This window comes from Novispirillum itersonii, from assembly GCF_014205675.1.
Classification (GTDB): Bacteria; Pseudomonadota; Alphaproteobacteria; order Rhodospirillales; family Rhodospirillaceae; genus Novispirillum; species Novispirillum itersonii_A.
The window spans coordinates 117,414-134,301 of sequence record NZ_JACIIX010000001.1 but is presented as its reverse complement, the minus strand read 5'-3'; the positions used below and the strand labels follow the sequence as shown (position 1 = coordinate 134,301).

The following is a 16,888-nucleotide window of genomic DNA, read 5'->3' as shown; positions in this document are numbered from 1 at the left end:
GTCCTCAGGCCGAGGGTTCGATGGCAAACGGGAAGGAGCAGTCCTCACGGAATTCTTCCGCCAGTTCGCCGACGCGTTCGTTGCGGCGGTCATAGCTCCAGCGCACCGACACCGCCTGTCCGGCGGCATGGGCGCTTTCAAGGCGGTCGAAGATATCCATCATCGCCTTGATGCTGCTGGTGTTCAGGTACAGCAGGTGCAGGTCCAGCAGCAGCGGGCGTCCGGCGGTGTTGAGGAACGCTTCGATCCAGTCAAAAACCGGGCGGAACTGTTCGTAGGAGTTTTCCGGATAGGAATCCCCTTCCATGAACAGGGTGCCCTCTTCCCAGTTGGCGCGGATGGTGGGGGTGGACTGGGTGCCGGTGGTTTCAAAACTCTGCATCGGGATCCTCGGGGGCAGGCTGTCGGTTTTATAGGCCGGGAAGAGAGGCCGGGGGAAGGGGGGAAGGGGGTGGTCAGATCACCGCCCGCAGGCTGAAGAAGGCCCGGCCATCGGGCAGGGGGTGCAGGGTGGCCTGAAGGGGGGCGGTGGCGGTGCGGGCCACGTGGATCAGCCCCAGTCCGGCGCCGCTGCTGGCATCCGGGCGCGGCTTGCGCAGCTGTTCCTTATACAGGGCCTTCAGGGCGGCTTTGTCGAGACCGGCCAGCTGATCGACCAGCGCACACACCGCCTCGCCATCCTGCTGTTCGATCAGGTTGCCGGCGCAGACCACATAGCGGCCGTCCGCCTCGCGGGAGATCACCACGGTGGCCCCGGCATCCTGCTCCGACCACGCCTTGGCATGGGTGTAATGGCGGATGTTCTGGGTCAGCTCGATATAGGTGCCGAACACATCGGTGGCGGCGGCCGGGTGGGCCTGATCGGCGGTCAGGTAGTTCTTCAGGGCGTTGCCGATCTCCTCAATCAGGCTGCGCGACATCGGCCCGTTGAAACACAGCATGATATTGGTCTGGTTAAAGCGCTCTCGCAGCGAAAACAGATCGATTGGGTTCATGACGGGCGGGTTCACGACGGACGGGTTCATGGCAGGTCCTGCGGCAGCATGGAATGGGCGGTTGGATCGGATGGTAACGCAGACGGACGCGGACGGATACTACTTCAGGCGGAGGCACAGGGCGGTCATGTCATCGCGCTGCGGCCGGTCGGCCCGGTACAGGGTCAGGGCGGCGTCAAGGGCCTGAATCTGGGCGGCGGCGGCGGCGGTGCCGTGCGACAGGATCAGGTCCAGCAGCCGGTGCCGCCCGAACCCGAACCCTTCCGCCCCGCCGGACTGGTCCAGCACCCCGTCGGTCACCATATACAGGGTCTGGCCGGGCAGCAGCGGCAGTTCGGCATTGCTGTAGGTGCCGGGCTTGCCATCCCCCAGACAGCGGCGGCTGCCGGTGATGCAGGTGACGGCTCCGGCCCGGGTCACGTCGCCCGGCGGCCGGCAGTACAGGTCAATCCGGGCCCCGGAGAACACGGCGGAACGGCGGGCGGTATCGACCATCAGCAGACCGGCATCCACCCCGGTGGCGACAAAGCGGCCATCGCCGTCCGGCCCGGCCAGCGCATTGTTGCGCAGCAGGGCATCCAGACGGGTCAGCACCCCGGCGGGATCGCCGGGGGCGGCGGCGGCCAGCGCCTGTTCCAGCGCGGCATGGGTGCGCATGGTCATCAGCGCCCCCGGCACACCGTGCCCGGCACAGTCAAACACCCCGATCACCAGCGTGTCGCCGCTGCGGCGGCAGAAATGGAAGTCCCCGCCGACCACATCTTTCGGCAGCCACAGCCAGCCGATATCGGTGCCGGGGTCCGTCCAGACGGTATCCTTGGCCAGAAGGCCGCGCTGGATCAGCTGGGCGTAGTCCAGCGAGTCATTGATCTGCCGCTGGGCGACGGTCATCACCCGGTTGGCCTCGGCCAGATCACGGGTGCGTTCCTCCACCCGCTGTTCCAGCGTCTGGGTGGTGCGCTGCACCTCCTGCGCCATGAAGCGGAACATCCGGCTGAGGTCGCCGAACTCATCGCGGCGGTTCTCCGGCAGCGGCATGTCGTAGCGGCCCTGTGCCACCGCCTGCACCCCGCGTTGCAGCTGCTGCAACGGGCGCAGCACCATCCGCGACACCACAAGGCCGATGCCCAGCACCGCCGCCAGCAGCAGCACCGCGGTGACCACCGCCCCGATGATCAGGGTCTGGACCCGGGCCGGGCGGACGGCCGTCGGGTCGAAGGCATTGATCACATACCAGTGGATCTCTTCCAGATAGGTGACCGCCAGCAGGCGCGGTGTGCCGTCCAGCGTCACCGGCAGCAGCTCGATCGACTTATCAAGGGCGGTGGTGCGCACCATGGCGGCGCGCAGGGCATCCGCATCCGCCGGGGACAGGCTGGCGAGAAGGTTGGTGGTGCGGTCCTCAAGTCCCCCGGCGGTGGAATTGCTGGCCACCCGCGACCAGTCCGGATGCATCTGGATCGCCCCGCCGCGGTTGATGGCCATCGGCAGGATGCCGGGTCCGAGGCTGGTCATGTAATCCTGGAGCAGCCCCGTCAGGTCGATGCCGGTTCCGGCGACGCCGATGCGCCGGGCCGAAGCCGGGTCATCGCTGTCGGTGACAACGGTGTTGAACCACACCTTGACCCCTTTGACCGCCGGGTCGGTGTCCACGTTGATGTTGTAGGATGCCCGGCCCGCCATCGAGGTGAAGAACCAGTCGTTGGCCGGATTGCCGCTGCGCATGCGGTAGCGGGCCTGCGACGTTTCCGGGCTGAAGGCATCGTTGAGGTAATAGTTGAGGGTGGCGGCGCTGCCGACAAAATACAGGTGGTCCTCAAACGACTGGCTGTAGGTCCGGGCCTCGGTGAAAAAGCGCCGGGCCTTCTCCGGGTCGCTCTCGTCCGCCAGCCACGCCCGGGTTGAGGTCAGGGTGGCAAAGCGCCGGGCCAGCGCCAGCTGGCGGCTGACCGGGGCGACCAGACGTTCCCGCGCCAGCGCGGTGGTGGTCTGGGCGTACTGTTCGACAAAAAACGACTGGACCCCGCCGATGATCTGCCAGCTGGCCGTCATCGCGACCAGCAGCACCAGCAGGCTGACCAACCCCATCAGCAGCAGGGATTTGGCTCTTAAGCCAAAGGTGGCCATCCGGACCGTGCTCCCATCAGTCGGTGTGTTGCCGGTGCCGTGCGGCGTTTGCGGCACAGCACCTGCGGCGGTGCGGCCTGCCCGGTCAGCAGGCGCATGCAAGGATACTGATACTGTAACAGCCTGTAGGGTAAGCGCAATTTTTCCGTGTCGTCCGCATAGGGCAGGGACCTCTCCCAAAGGAGACAACAGAGCTGCGCGGGAAGATCTTTTTGGTAGTAAAGCATCTTATGAGTGTGGTTTTCCGGTTCCGCAGAATGGCTGAGGCCGGTATTTTCACCCCGCATCAGCCGGTTGAACCATGCCCCCGGCCGACGGTGTGAGTCTTAAGGATTAATACCATCAATCTGTGGCGGTGCAGCAACAATTCCGGATGGATCGTGACGGTCCCGGCTCCGGGAGGGCTGCGTCCGGCGGAAAAGAACGGGCTGCCGGGGCGCGGGGCGGGGCGACTCCCGGCAGACCGGGAGGCTTACCGCTGCCACGGGCCGAAGCGGACGCCGCTGCCATCGATGGCGGTCCGGCGCTGGGTCCGGTCCGGTCTGCGGGGGGCGGCGTCGGCTGTCAGACCATCCCGGGCGCGGTCGTGGAAGGCGGGGTCCGCTTCCAGCGCATCGGTCAGCGCCACCGCCAGCGGCCCGGTGATCCGGCTCAGGGCCGGGGGGGCCAGCGGGGTGCGGCGGTGATCCACATACAGGTCCTGTATCATCGCCTCCCCGGTTTCGGTTCCGGCATCCCGGTATGGGGTGATTTCGGCGACCAGATCAATCTGCTGGATCAGGGCGCCGTCGTCTGTGGTCAGGGTGACGGTCCAGGGCAGGTACATCGGGTGTCCTCGGTGGCAGTGTGAGCGGGAATGCTAATTGTTGCGATTTTCGCAACAACATGCAACCCGTCAAGCCGCATCAGCCGATGTTCCGCCCCAGCCACAGCACCCGACCGACCACGCTCAGGTCATCGGGGCCGACGCCGTCGGTGTTGCCATAGGCCGGGTTGTCACTGCGGATCGAAAACGTGCGGCTGCTGGGGATCCACAGCAGCCGCTTGACCATCAGTTCGTCGGAAATGGCGTAGCGGATCACGTAGAGGCCATCCCGGGTCCAGCGGGTGACGGTCCGGTCGATCAGGACATGGTCGCCATGGTGCAGGGTCGGTTCCATGCTGTCCCCCGCCACCTGAATCACCGCCAGCTGATCGGGCGGGGCCTGGGTGACCCGGCGCAGCCATTCCCAGCGGAAGGCGCTGAAACAGACCGGTTCGGCATCGGTGTTGATGGCACCGGGCCCGGCGGAGGCGCGGGCATCATAAACCGGGACCATGGCGAATTCCTCGGCAAAAGCCGGGGGCTGCCGCCAGCCGGGCAGGCCGGGCGGCTCCGTCTGCCCGGGGGAAGCACCGGGACTGCGGGGGATGGTGGGGGCGGGCAGGTCCTCGGCCGGGGGGAGGCCGAGATACTCGCGGATGGCCGTCAGTTCGTGCGCCTTGATCTGGCGCTCGCCTTTCAGCATGCGGTTGACGGCGGCGGGGTCCAGCCCCATGGCCCGGGCCAGCCCGCGCTGGCTTTTGCCGGGGCTTTGCAGGGCCTGTCTGATGGTGTCGATCAAAGTCATGGTTGCATTATTGGGGTTTTGGAACTGATGCGATATTGCGCTTTTCGCATTGACATGTCGATGTAAAAAACGCAACTATCTCGCAACGCGACCCCGTGGTGGCCATGCCCTCCGGGCCTGCGTGCCGAATGAAGACTGTCGTGCCACCGGTCGGTCCGGGCCTGAGACCGTATCCGGTGGCACCGCACCTGAACAGGAAGATCTGCCATGACTGCTTTCTATACCGCCGCCGGGGGGGACCGGCGGCGTCTGCCCGCCGCTGCGTCCGGCTCTGCCGGGGCCGCTCAGGGGTTCCGCCGGGCCCCACGGGTTGGCCCGCCGCCGGTGCTGTCTGCCGGTGCTGCTCCGGTGCCGGTGCCGGTGCCAGTGCCGGAGGCCCCGCGTCCGGCCCGGGTTGGCCGTCCGGTGTCGCAGCAGAAGCCGTCCTGCCCGCCGCCGGTCCGGCGGGATCCGGTCCGGCACGGCATTCTGTGGTCCCCGGAGCTGATGGACTGGCTGTATCAGTGCCGGTCCTCCGGGGTGGCGGTGGCGGTGCTGGCGCGGGCGCTGGGCTGCACCACCCAGACTGTTTTCACCCAGTTCCGCCGTGATCCCCGGGGGGATTCCCGGGGCACCGCTGCCGGTGCAGCCGGGCAAGCGGATCAGTCCGCGCGAGTTTGCCCGCTGGGGCCGGGGCCGGGCGGAGGATATGCCCGCCGAAGTGCTGGCCCGCGAGGTGTCCCGCAGGCAGTATCCGCCGGTCGGGCCGCTGACCCGGCTGTTTCCGCGCCACCGGATCGGCCGTCCGCTGGATCTGGCCGATGATCCGGACTGGGAAGGGGATGCCGGGACCTGACAGGGAAGGCCGGACAGTGAGATACCGGTTTGGAAAGGGGGAAATGGGGCGGTCGAAGGGCCGCCTCATTTTGCATGTTTGCAGTTGACTTTTCTGAAGAAGGGCCGCTGTGATGGCGGGTGGTGATTACTGTCTGGCGAGGCGGTCTCCGGAAGAAGAGAGGGTCTATCAATAATTAAAGAAATTACAAATATGAACAGACTGTAATATTATAATCTGGTTTCCTTTAATTTTTTGTGACGGACCTATAATTCTATACCGGGAGAGAACACAAACACGGTAATCCGGCCTTGCGGTCATTGCATGACTGTATGCTCTAATCTGGTGTTCGGGGCAGCCATTGAAGCGGCTGTTTCAGCGAAGGGGGGGAAGGAGCGGATGATGAGATCGAGTTTGATGACGCGCATCTTGCTGGCGCTGTCCGGTCTGGTGGTGGCGGTTTTTCTGGTTTTCGCCCTCTATTCCGACCGCTATCAGCATGGGCTGATCGAAGAGGCGGTGGAGGATGACCTGAAGCAGGTCGGCGGGGTGTCGGCCCTGAGTGTCAGCAACTGGCTGAATGCCCGGATTGCCCTGATTGATCAGGTGGCGCAGACGGCGGTGGGGCAGACCGACCCCGCCCGCCTGACGGAGATGCTGAGCACCCCGCTGCTGGGGGCAACCTTTGAGATGGATTACATCGGCTTTCAGGCCGACGGTGCCTTTCTGCGGGCCCCGCCGGGCCAGCAGCCGGAGGGGTATGATCCGCGCAAACGCGGCTGGTATCAGCTGGCGCGGTCGGCGGGCAAGGCGGTGATCACCGCGCCTTATGTTTCGGCCTCAACCCAGCAGCTGACGGTGACGGCGGCGGCCCCGGTGATGCGGGGCGGGGCGCTAGCCGGGGTGGCCGGGGGCGATTTCAGCATCGCCGGTCTGGTGCGGATGCTGTCAGACATCCATCTCGGGCAGAAGGGCGGGGCGCTGATTGTTGATGCGCAGGGCACCATCCTGATTCATGCCGACAAAGCGCTGATCAACAAACCGCTGAAAGACCTGTACCCGGATCTGACCCCGGCGGTCGGGCCGGGCATGCAGCAGGCCCGTGGGGCCGGGCGGGACGATCTGGTGATGCTGGTGCCGGTCAGCCTGCCGGGGGCGCAGTGGTCGCTGCTGCTGTCCGCCGACCGCGAGGAGGCTTTTGCCCCGCTGCGGGCGTTCCGCTGGTCGGTGGTGGTGGCCTGTGTGCTGGCGGCGCTGGTGATGGTGGCGGTGATGCGGCAGGCGCTGATGGCGCTGGTGGCGCGGCCGCTGCTGGCGATGACCACGGCGATGAAGCGGCTGGCGGCGGGGGATCTGACCACCGATGTCCCCTGTTCCGACCGCACCGATGAGATCGGGGCGATGGCCGGGGCGGTGCAGGTGTTCCGTCACAACGCGCAGGAGCGTGACCGTCTGGAAGCCGCCCAGCAGGCGGAGCTGGAAGCCCGCGAGCGGCGCACCCGGCAGATGGAGGATCTGGTGCAGGGCTTTGACCGTGAGATGGTCAAGGTGCTGGAAACCGTGACCTCGGCGGCGACGGAGCTGGAAGCCACTGCCCGGGTGCTGTCCGGCACGGCAGAGCGCTCGGCGCAGGATGCCACCACGGCGGCGGCGGCCACCGAAGAGGCCTCGGTCAACGTGAAAAGCGTGGCGGCGTCCTCGGACCATCTGGCCACCTCGATCAGCCATATCGCCGAGCGGGCCGGTCAGTCACAGACGGTGGCCGACCGGGCGCGGCAGGCGGCGGAGCGGACGGACAGCACCGTGCAGTCGCTGGTGGAGGCCACGGCGCGGATCAGCCAGATCATCGGCCTGATCAACGATATCGCCAGTCAGACCAATCTTCTGGCCCTGAACGCCACCATCGAGGCCGCCCGCGCCGGGGAGGCCGGAAAGGGTTTTGCCGTGGTGGCGAACGAGGTGAAATCCCTTGCCAACCAGACCGCCAAGGCCACCGGCGAGATCGGGGCGCAGATCACCGCCATCCAGACGGTCTCGGATGAGGTGGTGACCGCCATCCGCGAAATCGCCGGCGTGATCGGGGAAATCTATGCCCTGTCCGGGGATATCAGCGCGGCGGTGGCCGAACAGGGCGAGGCAACGCGGGAGATCGCCGTCAACGTCGCCGAGGCCGCCAAGGGCACACAGGATGTGTCACAGAGTGTGATCAGCGTGACTGAAGGGGCCCGGGAAACCGGGGACAGCGCCGGTCAGCTGCTGTCGGCGGCGGCGGAGCTGGCGCGGCAGTCGGAAACCATGAAGGCGCAGGTTGATACCTTCTTTGACCGGATCCGTAGACTGTAACCGGCGGCCGGATGCTCCGGCCTGCCTACAGCAGTCCGCCGAGATAGGCGGCGACCAGTACGTCAAACACGGCCCGGACCCGGGGATTGCCGCGCATGTCCCCGTGCATCACGATCCACACCGGCAACGGGGTGGAGAAGGACGGCAGCACCCGGGTCAGGCCCAGCCGCTGCGCCACCGGCACCTGAATCAGCCCGATGCCGATTCCGGCCCGTACGGCGGCAATGCCGGACAGATCGAAATCGGTCTTCCACACCGTGCTGTCCGGCGGGGTGGCCTGATACTGCGCAAATCCGGCCTCCATCCAGCCCCGGCGGTCGTCGGAGACAAACGGATGGGCGGCGGCCAGCTCCGCCCAGTCCTGCGGGCTGCCGTGATGGGCCAGATAAGCGTCTGAGGCATAAAAGCCCAGCGGAACCGGCGGCATCTGCCGGGCCACCAGCGCCCCCTGCTGTGGCGGGGAATGGCGGACGGCCAGATCGGCCTCGCAGCGCAGCAGATCGGTGACGCCGTTGCTGGCGTCCAGCTCAATCCGCAGCGACGGGTTGTCCCGCAGGAACGGGGCCAGCACAAACGGCAGCACCTCGGTGCCGGTCACCTCGCTGGCGGCGATGCGGATCACCCCGGCCAGCGGATGTCCTCCGGTGGCGGCCCGGCGGTAAAACACATGTCCGGCGGCGTCCATTGCCTCGGCATCGGGCAGCAGGGACCGGGCGGCGGCGGTCGGGGTCAGGCCGGTTGGCCCGCGCACGAACAGCGGCGTGCCGGTCAGGGTTTCCAGTTCGCTGATCCGGCTGCGCAGGGTGGGCTGGGTCAGCGCCAGCGCCCGCGCGGCGGCGGACAGGCTGCCGGTGCGCATGACAGCCAGAAAGGCAGCGATCAGGGTCCAGTCGTGAGGGCGCGTGTTCATCGTTTTCTTTCTATCCGGCTCTTTCTATCCGGCGGCAAAAGATTGGCAATATTTTTCGGGTGTGGCCCTGTCCGTTGCAGCAGTGGCAGTGCGGTTCCCGGCTGAAGTCTTCCGGCGGTTTCTGTCACGCCTTGAGTGACGGCGAACATTTTTGCGCCGGATTTCCGCCGCTGGCACGTATCAGATCAGAACGCGGTTTCTGCCGTGCCCGTCTGCCCGCCGGAAACCGTGTTCAGGCCCCGGTCCGTCACCCCGACGGACGGCCGGGGTCCGGCCGGACGGTTGACCAGCCGCGTCCCCACAGATACCCCTGCCGGGACATGTCCCCCATTTGCCATCCGGCAGGGTTAGTGGACTGGTCAATAAAGTAAAAACCGGCCCTGTCCGGCAGTCCGGTTCCGGGTTACAAGCCCCCGGAACCGGCTGCCGGTCTTCCCTGTGATGCGGCACCGTCGCTGTCTGACCGCTCCCCGCAGGATCTGTGCCATGGAATGTCCCGCCGCCTTCCGTCTTGACTCCCTTGCCGACCAGCACCGGGTGATCGCCGCCGCCGGTCTGGCCACCTTTATCACTCATGGGGAGGATGGCCTGCTGGCCACCCCGCTGCCGCTGGTGCTTGCCCCGCAGGAAGGGGCGTTCGGCACCCTGTATGGCCATGTTGCCCGCAACAACCGTCAGGCCCGGGTTGCCCCGGGGGCGGAGGCGCTGGCGGTGTTCATGGGGCCGGAGGCCTATGTCACCCCGTCGTGGTATCCGTCGAAGCGCGAGCATGGGCAGGTGGTGCCAACGTGGAACTACGTGACCGTCCACGCCTGGGGCATCCCGGAATTTTTCACCGATCTGCCCCGCCTGCGGGCGGTGGTGTCGGCCCTGACTGACCGGCACGAGGCCGGGCGTCCCGACCCGTGGCGGGTTGACGATGCCCCGGAGCCTTTTCTGACGGCGCATCTGGGGGCGATCATCGGCTTCCGCATGCCGCTGACGCGGATTGAGGGCAAGGCGAAGATGAGCCAGAACCGCTCTGCCGCCGACCGGGCCAGGGTGGCGGCAGGCCTGCGCGCCGATGGGCGACAGGCGGTGGCTGACCTGATCCCGCAGGACCGCTGAGCGGACAGAAAAAACCCCGTCCCGCTGGGGCGGAACGGGGAAGTGGGAAGGAGCAGGAAAAAGCAGGGGATTCCCCCGTCCGGGTGTGCCCGGGGGGTGGGCACCGGACCGGACGGGAGAAGACAGGAAAACCGGCCCCGCGCGGGGGGAGGGGCCGGACCGGGCCTTAGAAGAACTCGTCATCCCCGCCGAAATCGGCGAAAGACTCTTCTTCCGGGGCCGGTTCAGGGGCAGGGGCGGGCTGTTCCGCCGCCTGCGCATCGTTGCCGCCGCTGATCATGTCAGCCAGCATGTTCCCAAGGATCAGGCCGCCCGCCACTCCGGCGGCGGTTTGCAGCGCGCCGGACAGGAAGCTGCCGCGCGGTGCCTGCTGGAAGGGCTGCATGCCCTGTGCCATCGCCCCCATGCCGGGGCGCTGGCCGCCATAACCGGGGGTGCCGTGGCTGGGGGCGCCATAACCATTGGCCGGGGCCTGCGGGCGCGGCCCGCCGAACAGGCCGCTGAGGAAGCCGCCGCCGCCCGCCGCCGGGCGGTTGGCCAGCTCGCGTTCCAGTTCCTCGACCCGGGCGGTCAGGGATTGCAGGGCGTGTTCCTGCACCAGCAGGGCCTGCGCCATGTAATACGGCGCGGCGGGCTGGCGGGACAGGGTGTCACGGATATGGGCCTCGGCGGCGGTGTCGCGCGGCGGGCTTCCGGCTTCGGCCTGACGCAGGCGGTCGAAGAGTCCGTCAATGGCGGCTTTGTCGTTGTGGTCCATGGCGAGATTTGATCCCGAAGAAAGTGCCTATGACCGGGATGTAAGACCGGAAAATCTGCCTGCAAGGTGTTTCGCGAAAAATTTTTGCACGGTTCGCGAAATTTCTTCTGGGGTGGTGGCCCTGACCCTGATCCGGCCGCCCCGGCCTTTGCAATCTGCAACAGGATTTCCCGCAAAACAGCGGCGCACTCAATGGTGTGTGTCGAATTCCGTATGTTTTTCAGGGCAATAAAGTCATCAATTAAAAATAGTCTTATTCAATGGCCCGCTTCAACCTCATGGGTCCTATGGCCCGTTGTCGGCTGAAAGGCCAATATGTTACTAATCGGAAAAGAACAACGGTAAGCCCGTACTGTAACAGGATAGTCGGGCCGGTACGCGGTGGGGGCGCGGATGAGGATCGGGGGTCTTCTGGCGGTGGCGATCCTGATGATCAGCCTGCCGCTGCGGGCGGCGGATCTGGTGATGTCGACGGAAAACACGCCGGATCATCCACAGGCCCGTTTTCTGGAAGAGTTTGCGGCGGCGGTCACCCCGGCGCTGCATCCCCATAGCCTGATCCTGAAGCATTCCGCCGATGCCGTGCGCGGGCGGGACGAAGCCGAAGCCCTGACCAATGGCCGCATTGCCTTTGCCGCCCCCGGCCTGTGGAATCTCGACAGCTATAACACCGACCTGAATGCCCTGCTGATGCCGACATTGACCGGGCGCAGCACGGCGGAACTGGAGGCCCTGGTGGACGGCCCGCTGGGGGCGGTGCTGAATGCCGGGCTGATGCGGTCGCTGGATGTGGTGGTGATCGGCCGCTGGCTGGACCTTGGCCCGGCCCATATTTTCACCGTCAGCCGCCCGGTGCGGACCTTTGCCGACCTGCGCGGGCTGCGGATCCGTTACGCCGGAGGGGCGGCCAACGAGATGGTGCTGAAGGCGCTGGGCGCGGTGCCGGTGCTGGTGCCGTGGCCGGAGGTGCCCGCCGCCCTGCGGGCGGGCCGGGTGGACGGAATCCTGACCACCGCCAGCACCGTCGTCAGTGGCCGCCTGTGGGACGCCGGGCTGCGGCATGGCTTCCTGAGCGGCCAGTATTATTCCTTCTTCATTCCGATGGCGTCCCGCGATGTGTGGCGGCGGCTGAGCCCGCCGCAGCGCGATGCGGTGCGGGCGGCGTGGGAGGCCGGGATTGAAACCGGCCGCGAGGCGGCCCGCAGCAGTCAGGAGCAGGCCGGCAGAACCCTTCAGGCCGCCGGGCTCACCCTGACTGTCCCCGACGGGGCGGACCTGACCGCCACCCGGGCCCGGCTGGTGGCTCTGCAACCGGACTTTCTCAGCGGGCTGGGCGTGTCCGCCGAGGTGGCGGCGGCCCTGTCGCAGGCGGGTCTGCCATGATCGACGGAACCAGAGGACCGGCGGCTGATCCGCACGGCGAGTCCCGCCGGGGCGGCGGGCGGATTGTGGTGCTCAGCGTCGGGCTGGCGCTGCTGCTGCTGGTGCTGGTGCTGGCGGTGCTGGCGGTGCCGACCCTTCAGGAATACCGGCGGGCGGAAGCCACCGGGGTGGAACGGGTCGGTCTGGCCGCCGCCGGATATGCCGAGCGGGTGGCGTCCCTGCTGGAGCGGGCCGACCATCTGGCGGTGGCGGCGGCCCGCCTCAGCGCCTTCCGGGCCGAGGACGAAGGGTTCACCGTCCTGCGGGACTCGCTGACCCGGGATGTCCGCTGGACCCCGGCGCTGGACGGCTATGTGACGGTGACGGCAGACGGAAAAATTCTGGACCAGTTCCTGAAAGGCCGGGCCGATATGCGGGCGTTCTCCGGCCCGGCGGTGGTCAGCCGCAACCGTGACCATTGGTCCGGCCCGGTGGTGCGGGTGGCGCGGCCGATGGGCCGACAGGCGTGGTTTCTGGCGCTGGAACGCGGGGAGTGGACCCAGAACGGCGAGTTCACCGGGGCAGGGGTCGCCTTCCTGTCTCTGGAGTCGGCGCTGCGCGAGGCGGTGGTCGGGCGGCTGTTTGAGAACGCCCTGATCCGCCTTCAGGATCAGGGCGGGGTCCTGCTGTTTGAAAGCCGCAGTGCCGAAGGCGACGCCGGGCAGCTGTGGCTGTCGCCGCAGCGCCATAAGGCGGTGCTGGATCTGTACAGCAATGATGCGGTTTCGGCGGTGCAGACCGGGTGGTCTGACGGGCTGTTTCTGGCGTCGCAGCGGGTGCCGGGCCTGCCGCTGGTGGTGTCGGTGCAGATCCCGGAGGCGGTGTTCATGGCCGGGGCGGAACGCAGCCTGCTGACGGTGATGGGGGTGGCCGCCGGGGCGGCGGTGATGACCCTGCTGATCCTGACCGTCATCCTGCGTGACCGGGTGATCCAGCGCCGGGCGGAAGGCCGCCTGCGCGAGGCGGAGGAACGGCTGCGCTTTGCTCTGTTCGCCGGGGGGCTGTCGCTGTGGGAACTGTGGTTTGACAGTGGCCGGATGGAGATCGCCGACCGGGTGATCGGCAGCCTTGGCTACCGCCGGTCTGCCTGGCCGCCGCGTCTGCGCACGGTGCTGCGGCGGATCCATCCCGAGGACCGCCGGGTGCTGCGCGGCCTGTGGCAGCAGCTCCGGGGCGGTGATCTGTCGCGGTGCAGTCTGGATATCCGCATCCGCACCGCCGCCGGGGGCTGGGTGTGGAACCGCGCCGATGGCCGGATTGCCGACCGCCGTCCGGACGGCGTGCCGCTGCGGATGATCGGCGTGCTGCACGATGTCAGCGCCGAAAAGGGGCGGGAGGAAACCCTGACCTATGCCGCCACCCACGATCCGCTGCTCGGCCTGCTCAACCGGCAGGTGTTTGATGATGCCTGCCGGGCCGCCTGTGGCCCGGATACCCGGTTTGGCATGATTGTGTTTGATATCGACCACTTCAAACGGGTCAATGACGGTTTCGGCCATGCCGCCGGAGATCAGGTGCTGAAAACGGTGGTGGCCCGGGTGCGCGGGGCGCTGCGGCTGGAGGAGAACGGCCAGCTGTTCCGGATCGGCGGGGAAGAATTTGTGCTGCTGCTGCCCGGTGTCTGTGCCGTGGCGGCGGCTGCCGTCGCCGACCGGCTGCGGCGGGCGGTCGGCGGGCAGCCGATGACGGCGGGCCCGGCAGCGCTGACCGTCACCGCCAGCTTTGGCGTCTGCGGCAGTGACCAGATCAGCGCGGTGACGGTGGGGGATCTGTTCGGTCCGGCGGATGCGGCGCTGTATGCCGCCAAGGACGGCGGGCGCAATCAGGTGGTGCTGCACCGGCCGGTGGTGCCGGAGCCTCAGGCCAGCGGCGGCTGACCGCTGATCCAGCGCAGGAACCGCGCGCGCGCCGGGTGCGGGGTGCCGCCCCGGGCGGTGACCAGCCAGTATCCGGCCCCCGGTACTGTCGGCAGGTCCGGCAGGGCCGGGCGCAGGGCACCGGTGGCCAGCGGTGCTGACAGCAGCTCCAGCCGCCCCATCGCCACCCCCAGACCATCCTGTGCCGCCTGCATCACCAGCGTGTAATCGGTCAGTTGCAGCCAGCGGGCGGTTGACAGGTCCAGCCCGGTGCTGGCCGCCCAGCTCTGCCAGTCGCTGGGGCGCAGGTTGGTCAGCAGGGTATGCCGCAGCAGATCGGCGGGGGCGGTCAGGACCGGGCCACGGGCCGCCAGCGTCGGGCTGATCACCGGGGCCAGCCGTTCCGGCAGCAGCAGGCGGGCGCTGACCCCCGGCCACGGGCCGCTGCCGTAGCGGATGGCGATATCGGCCTCGCCGCCCGCCACATCGGCCACCGCCAGCGTGGAGTTGATGTCCAGCCCGGTTTCCGGGGCGCGGCGGGTCCAGTCCGCCAGCCGGGGCACCAGCCAGATGCGGGCAAAGGCGGGCAGAACGCTCAGGCGCAGCGGGCGGGCCGCCGCCGGGCGCAGCGCCGCCGTGGCCGCCGCCAGCCCGGAGAACGCCGCCGTCACCGCCTGAAAATAGCGCTCCCCGTCCGGGGTGAAGGTCACGCCCCGGGCATGGCGGATGAACAGCGTCACCCCCAGATCGGCCTCCAGCCGGGCAATGTGGTGGCTGACCGCACTCTGGCTGATCAGCAGGTCCTCCCCGGCCTTGCGGAAACTGAGGGCGCGGCCCACCGCCTCGAAGGCGCGCAGGGCGGGCAGCGGCGGCAGGGTCGGGCTGGAGCGCATCGGCGGGGAATCCGGCAGGACGGGGGCCACAGGCTACCATGTCCGGCGACCCATGAGCCAGATCGATCACCGGCCACCGGTTTTGAATTGGCACGGGGCCGCCCCGGCCGGGCAGGATGCCGCAGACAGACAGCCCTTTGCCGGAGAGAGCAATGACCCAGCCCGTTCCCCCCACCATCGCGCAGGCGGTGGCCGCCCTTGGCCTGACCCTGCCCGCCGCCACCGCCCCGGTGGCGACTTATGTGTCCACCCGGCGCAGCGGGGCGCTGCTGTATGTGTCCGGCCAGATTTCCATGGTGGACGGGCAGCCGGCCTTTCTGGGCCGGATCGGGGATACCGTCAGCCCCCCGGATGGCCTGCGGGCGGCACAGGCGGCGGCGCTGGGGGTGCTGGCCCAGATTGCCGCCGCCACCGATGGCACCGTGGCGGCGGTGCGGCAGGTGCTGAAGCTGGGGGTCTATGTTGCCAGTGCCCCCGACTTCACCGGGCAGCCGCAGGTGGCCAACGGCGCGTCGGACCTGATGGTGGCGGTGTTCGGCGAGGCCGGACGCCACACCCGCGCCGCCGTCGGGGTGGCGGCCCTGCCGCGCGGCGTGGCGGTGGAGATTGATGCGGTGGTCGAGCTGGAGGCCGGGCAATGAGCGGTCTTCAGGTCCATGCACCGTCCCGGCTGCTGGATGTGGCGGCCCTGCGGGCCGAGACCCCGGGCTGCGGCGGGCTGATCCACTTCAACAACGCCAGCTGCACCCTGCCACCCCGGCAGGTGTTGGAAGCGGTACGGGCCCATCATCAGCGCGAGGCGCTGGATGGCCCGTCAGAAGCCGGTGTCGCGGCGGCGGAGGCGGTGCAGGACACCCGCCGCGCCGCTGCCACCCTGCTGAATGCCGATGTCGACGAAATCGCCCTTGGCACCGGCGGATCGCAGCTGTGGGGGGTGGCCTTTGCCTCGCTGCCGCCGCTGCGGGCCGGAGACCGGGTGCTGGTCGGGCGCCATGAATGGGGCGGCAATCTGTCGGTGCTGCACCGGGCGGCGGCGCGCAGCGGGGCCTCGGTGGAGGTGATCCCCTGCGATGACAGCGGTGCGGTGTCGCCGGACGGGCTGGCCGCCATGCTCGATGACCGGGTGAAACTGGTGTCGCTGACGTGGTGCCCGGCCACCAACGGGGTGGTCAATCCGGCGGCGGCGATCGGGCGGATCACCCGCGCCGCCGGGGTGCCGTATTTCATTGATGCCGGGCAGGCGCTGGGCCAGATGCCGGTGGATGTGCGGGATCTTCAGTGCGACATGCTGAAGGGGGCGGGGCGCAAGGCCCTGCGCGGGCCGCGCGGCACGGCGGTGATGTATGTGCGCCGGGGCTTCCTTGATCAGATGGACCCGCCCTACGTCGATGTGCAGGCGGCCCCGTGGCAGACCGGCCTGCCGTGCCTGCGCCCCGATGCCCGCCGGTTTGAGATGTCGGAGGCCGCCATCGCCCTGCAACTGGGGCTGGGGGACGGGATCCGGCTGGCGCTGTCGCTGGGGCTTCCGGCGATCCGGCAGCGGATCAACGCACTGGCGGAACAGGTGCGGACGGAGCTGGCGGCGGTGCCGGGGGTGCGGATTCATGATGCCGGGACCGAGCGGTCCGGGCTGGTGGCCTTCACCGTGGCCGGGCACAGCGCCGGGGCGGTGCGCGATGCGCTGGCCCGTGACCGCATCACCATCGGGGCGATTGCCGCCGCCTATGGTCCGCTGGATATGGCGGCGCGGGGCCTGCCGGAGGTGGCGCGGGCCTCGGTCAGCGTGCTGACGACGGAGGAGGAAATCGGGGCGCTGGTCAGTGCGGTGGCGGCGGTGGCGCGGTCGTGACCGGGGCGGCCTCCGTCAACCACGGTTGAGGTGTGACGGGCATCGCACTCCGGGGGTATCTCCGGGCTGCTATACCGTCTGTGCAGGGGGAGAGCGGTCTTGCCGCCGTCCGGCCCCGGCGCAACCGGGGCGGGCCTCCTGCCCCCGCACCAACCCATGGCAAGGCCCGGGGCCGGACACCGGCAGCCGGGCCGATGAGGGATAA

16 protein-coding genes are annotated in these 16,888 nt (G+C 68.3%); 7 read left to right on the top strand and 9 right to left on the bottom strand.

Features of this window, described 5'->3' with window-relative positions; all coding sequences use genetic code 11:
- Positions 1 to 4: 4 nt before the first annotated feature.
- From siaC to FHS48_RS00540, 6 genes are all read right to left on the bottom strand, one after another.
- Positions 5 to 382: a biofilm regulation phosphoprotein SiaC gene (gene siaC / locus FHS48_RS00565; protein WP_184260008.1), complete on the bottom strand. Its 378-nt coding sequence runs from the start codon at positions 380 to 382 to the stop codon at positions 5 to 7.
- 73 nt (positions 383 to 455) lie between these two features.
- Positions 456 to 995: a biofilm regulation protein kinase SiaB gene (siaB, locus tag FHS48_RS00560; protein WP_184260005.1), complete on the bottom strand. Its 540-nt coding sequence runs from the start codon at positions 993 to 995 to the stop codon at positions 456 to 458.
- A gap of 99 nt (positions 996 to 1,094) precedes the next feature.
- Positions 1,095 to 3,122: a biofilm regulation protein phosphatase SiaA gene (siaA, locus tag FHS48_RS00555; RefSeq protein WP_184260002.1), complete on the bottom strand. Its 2,028-nt coding sequence runs from the start codon at positions 3,120 to 3,122 to the stop codon at positions 1,095 to 1,097.
- A gap of 472 nt (positions 3,123 to 3,594) precedes the next feature.
- Entirely contained in the window at positions 3,595 to 3,948 is a 354-nt protein-coding gene (locus FHS48_RS00550) for a hypothetical protein (protein ID WP_184260000.1), read from the bottom strand.
- Between the two features lie 79 nt (positions 3,949 to 4,027).
- Positions 4,028 to 4,732, bottom strand: coding sequence for a LexA family transcriptional regulator (locus FHS48_RS00545; protein ID WP_184259997.1), 705 nt, complete (start codon positions 4,730 to 4,732; stop codon positions 4,028 to 4,030).
- A 284-nt stretch (positions 4,733 to 5,016) separates the two neighbouring features.
- Positions 5,017 to 5,199 carry a hypothetical protein gene (locus FHS48_RS00540; RefSeq protein WP_184259994.1) on the bottom strand — a complete coding sequence of 61 codons (183 nt, stop codon included), beginning with the start codon at positions 5,197 to 5,199 and terminating at the stop codon, positions 5,017 to 5,019.
- A gap of 155 nt (positions 5,200 to 5,354) precedes the next feature.
- Here FHS48_RS00540 and FHS48_RS00535 point away from each other — a divergent pair, with 155 nt between their 5' ends.
- Positions 5,355 to 5,567 carry a hypothetical protein gene (locus FHS48_RS00535; protein WP_184259991.1) on the top strand — a complete coding sequence of 71 codons (213 nt, stop codon included), beginning with the start codon at positions 5,355 to 5,357 and terminating at the stop codon, positions 5,565 to 5,567.
- A gap of 396 nt (positions 5,568 to 5,963) precedes the next feature.
- Positions 5,964 to 7,889, top strand: coding sequence for a methyl-accepting chemotaxis protein (locus FHS48_RS00530; protein ID WP_260402275.1), 1,926 nt, complete (start codon positions 5,964 to 5,966; stop codon positions 7,887 to 7,889).
- Positions 7,890 to 7,914: 25 nt separating this feature from the next.
- On the opposite strand, the gene FHS48_RS00525 is transcribed toward FHS48_RS00530, so the two are convergent.
- Positions 7,915 to 8,799: a LysR family transcriptional regulator gene (locus FHS48_RS00525; RefSeq protein ID WP_184259986.1), complete on the bottom strand. Its 885-nt coding sequence runs from the start codon at positions 8,797 to 8,799 to the stop codon at positions 7,915 to 7,917.
- Between the two features lie 486 nt (positions 8,800 to 9,285).
- Between FHS48_RS00525 and FHS48_RS00520 the strand changes: the two genes are divergently transcribed.
- Positions 9,286 to 9,906: an FMN-binding negative transcriptional regulator gene (locus FHS48_RS00520; protein WP_184259983.1), complete on the top strand. Its 621-nt coding sequence runs from the start codon at positions 9,286 to 9,288 to the stop codon at positions 9,904 to 9,906.
- 166 nt (positions 9,907 to 10,072) lie between these two features.
- On the opposite strand, the gene FHS48_RS00515 is transcribed toward FHS48_RS00520, so the two are convergent.
- Positions 10,073 to 10,663, bottom strand: a complete 591-nt coding sequence (locus FHS48_RS00515; protein ID WP_184259980.1) for a DUF2076 domain-containing protein — start codon at positions 10,661 to 10,663, stop codon at positions 10,073 to 10,075.
- 393 nt (positions 10,664 to 11,056) lie between these two features.
- Between FHS48_RS00515 and dctP the strand changes: the two genes are divergently transcribed.
- Positions 11,057 to 12,046, top strand: coding sequence for a TRAP transporter substrate-binding protein DctP (dctP, locus tag FHS48_RS00510; RefSeq protein ID WP_184259978.1), 990 nt, complete (start codon positions 11,057 to 11,059; stop codon positions 12,044 to 12,046).
- A complete protein-coding gene (locus FHS48_RS00505) occupies positions 12,043 to 13,962 on the top strand; it encodes a sensor domain-containing diguanylate cyclase (protein WP_184259975.1) in 1,920 nt (639 codons plus the stop codon). Before dctP ends, FHS48_RS00505 begins: the two co-directional genes overlap by 4 nt.
- Here FHS48_RS00505 and FHS48_RS00500 read toward each other — a convergent pair.
- On the bottom strand, positions 13,944 to 14,834 hold the full coding sequence (locus tag FHS48_RS00500) for a LysR substrate-binding domain-containing protein (RefSeq protein WP_184259972.1): 891 nt from the start codon (positions 14,832 to 14,834) through the stop codon (positions 13,944 to 13,946). The two genes, FHS48_RS00505 and FHS48_RS00500, sit on opposite strands and share 19 nt — an antisense overlap.
- Before the next feature lie 152 nt (positions 14,835 to 14,986).
- On the opposite strand from FHS48_RS00500, the gene FHS48_RS00495 reads away from it, so the two are divergent.
- Both FHS48_RS00495 and FHS48_RS00490 read left to right on the top strand, forming a co-directional pair.
- Positions 14,987 to 15,475, top strand: a complete 489-nt coding sequence (locus FHS48_RS00495; protein ID WP_184259969.1) for a RidA family protein — start codon at positions 14,987 to 14,989, stop codon at positions 15,473 to 15,475.
- Positions 15,472 to 16,683, top strand: a complete 1,212-nt coding sequence (locus FHS48_RS00490; RefSeq protein WP_184259966.1) for an aminotransferase class V-fold PLP-dependent enzyme — start codon at positions 15,472 to 15,474, stop codon at positions 16,681 to 16,683. Before FHS48_RS00495 ends, FHS48_RS00490 begins: the two co-directional genes overlap by 4 nt.
- Positions 16,684 to 16,888 lie beyond the last annotated feature (205 nt).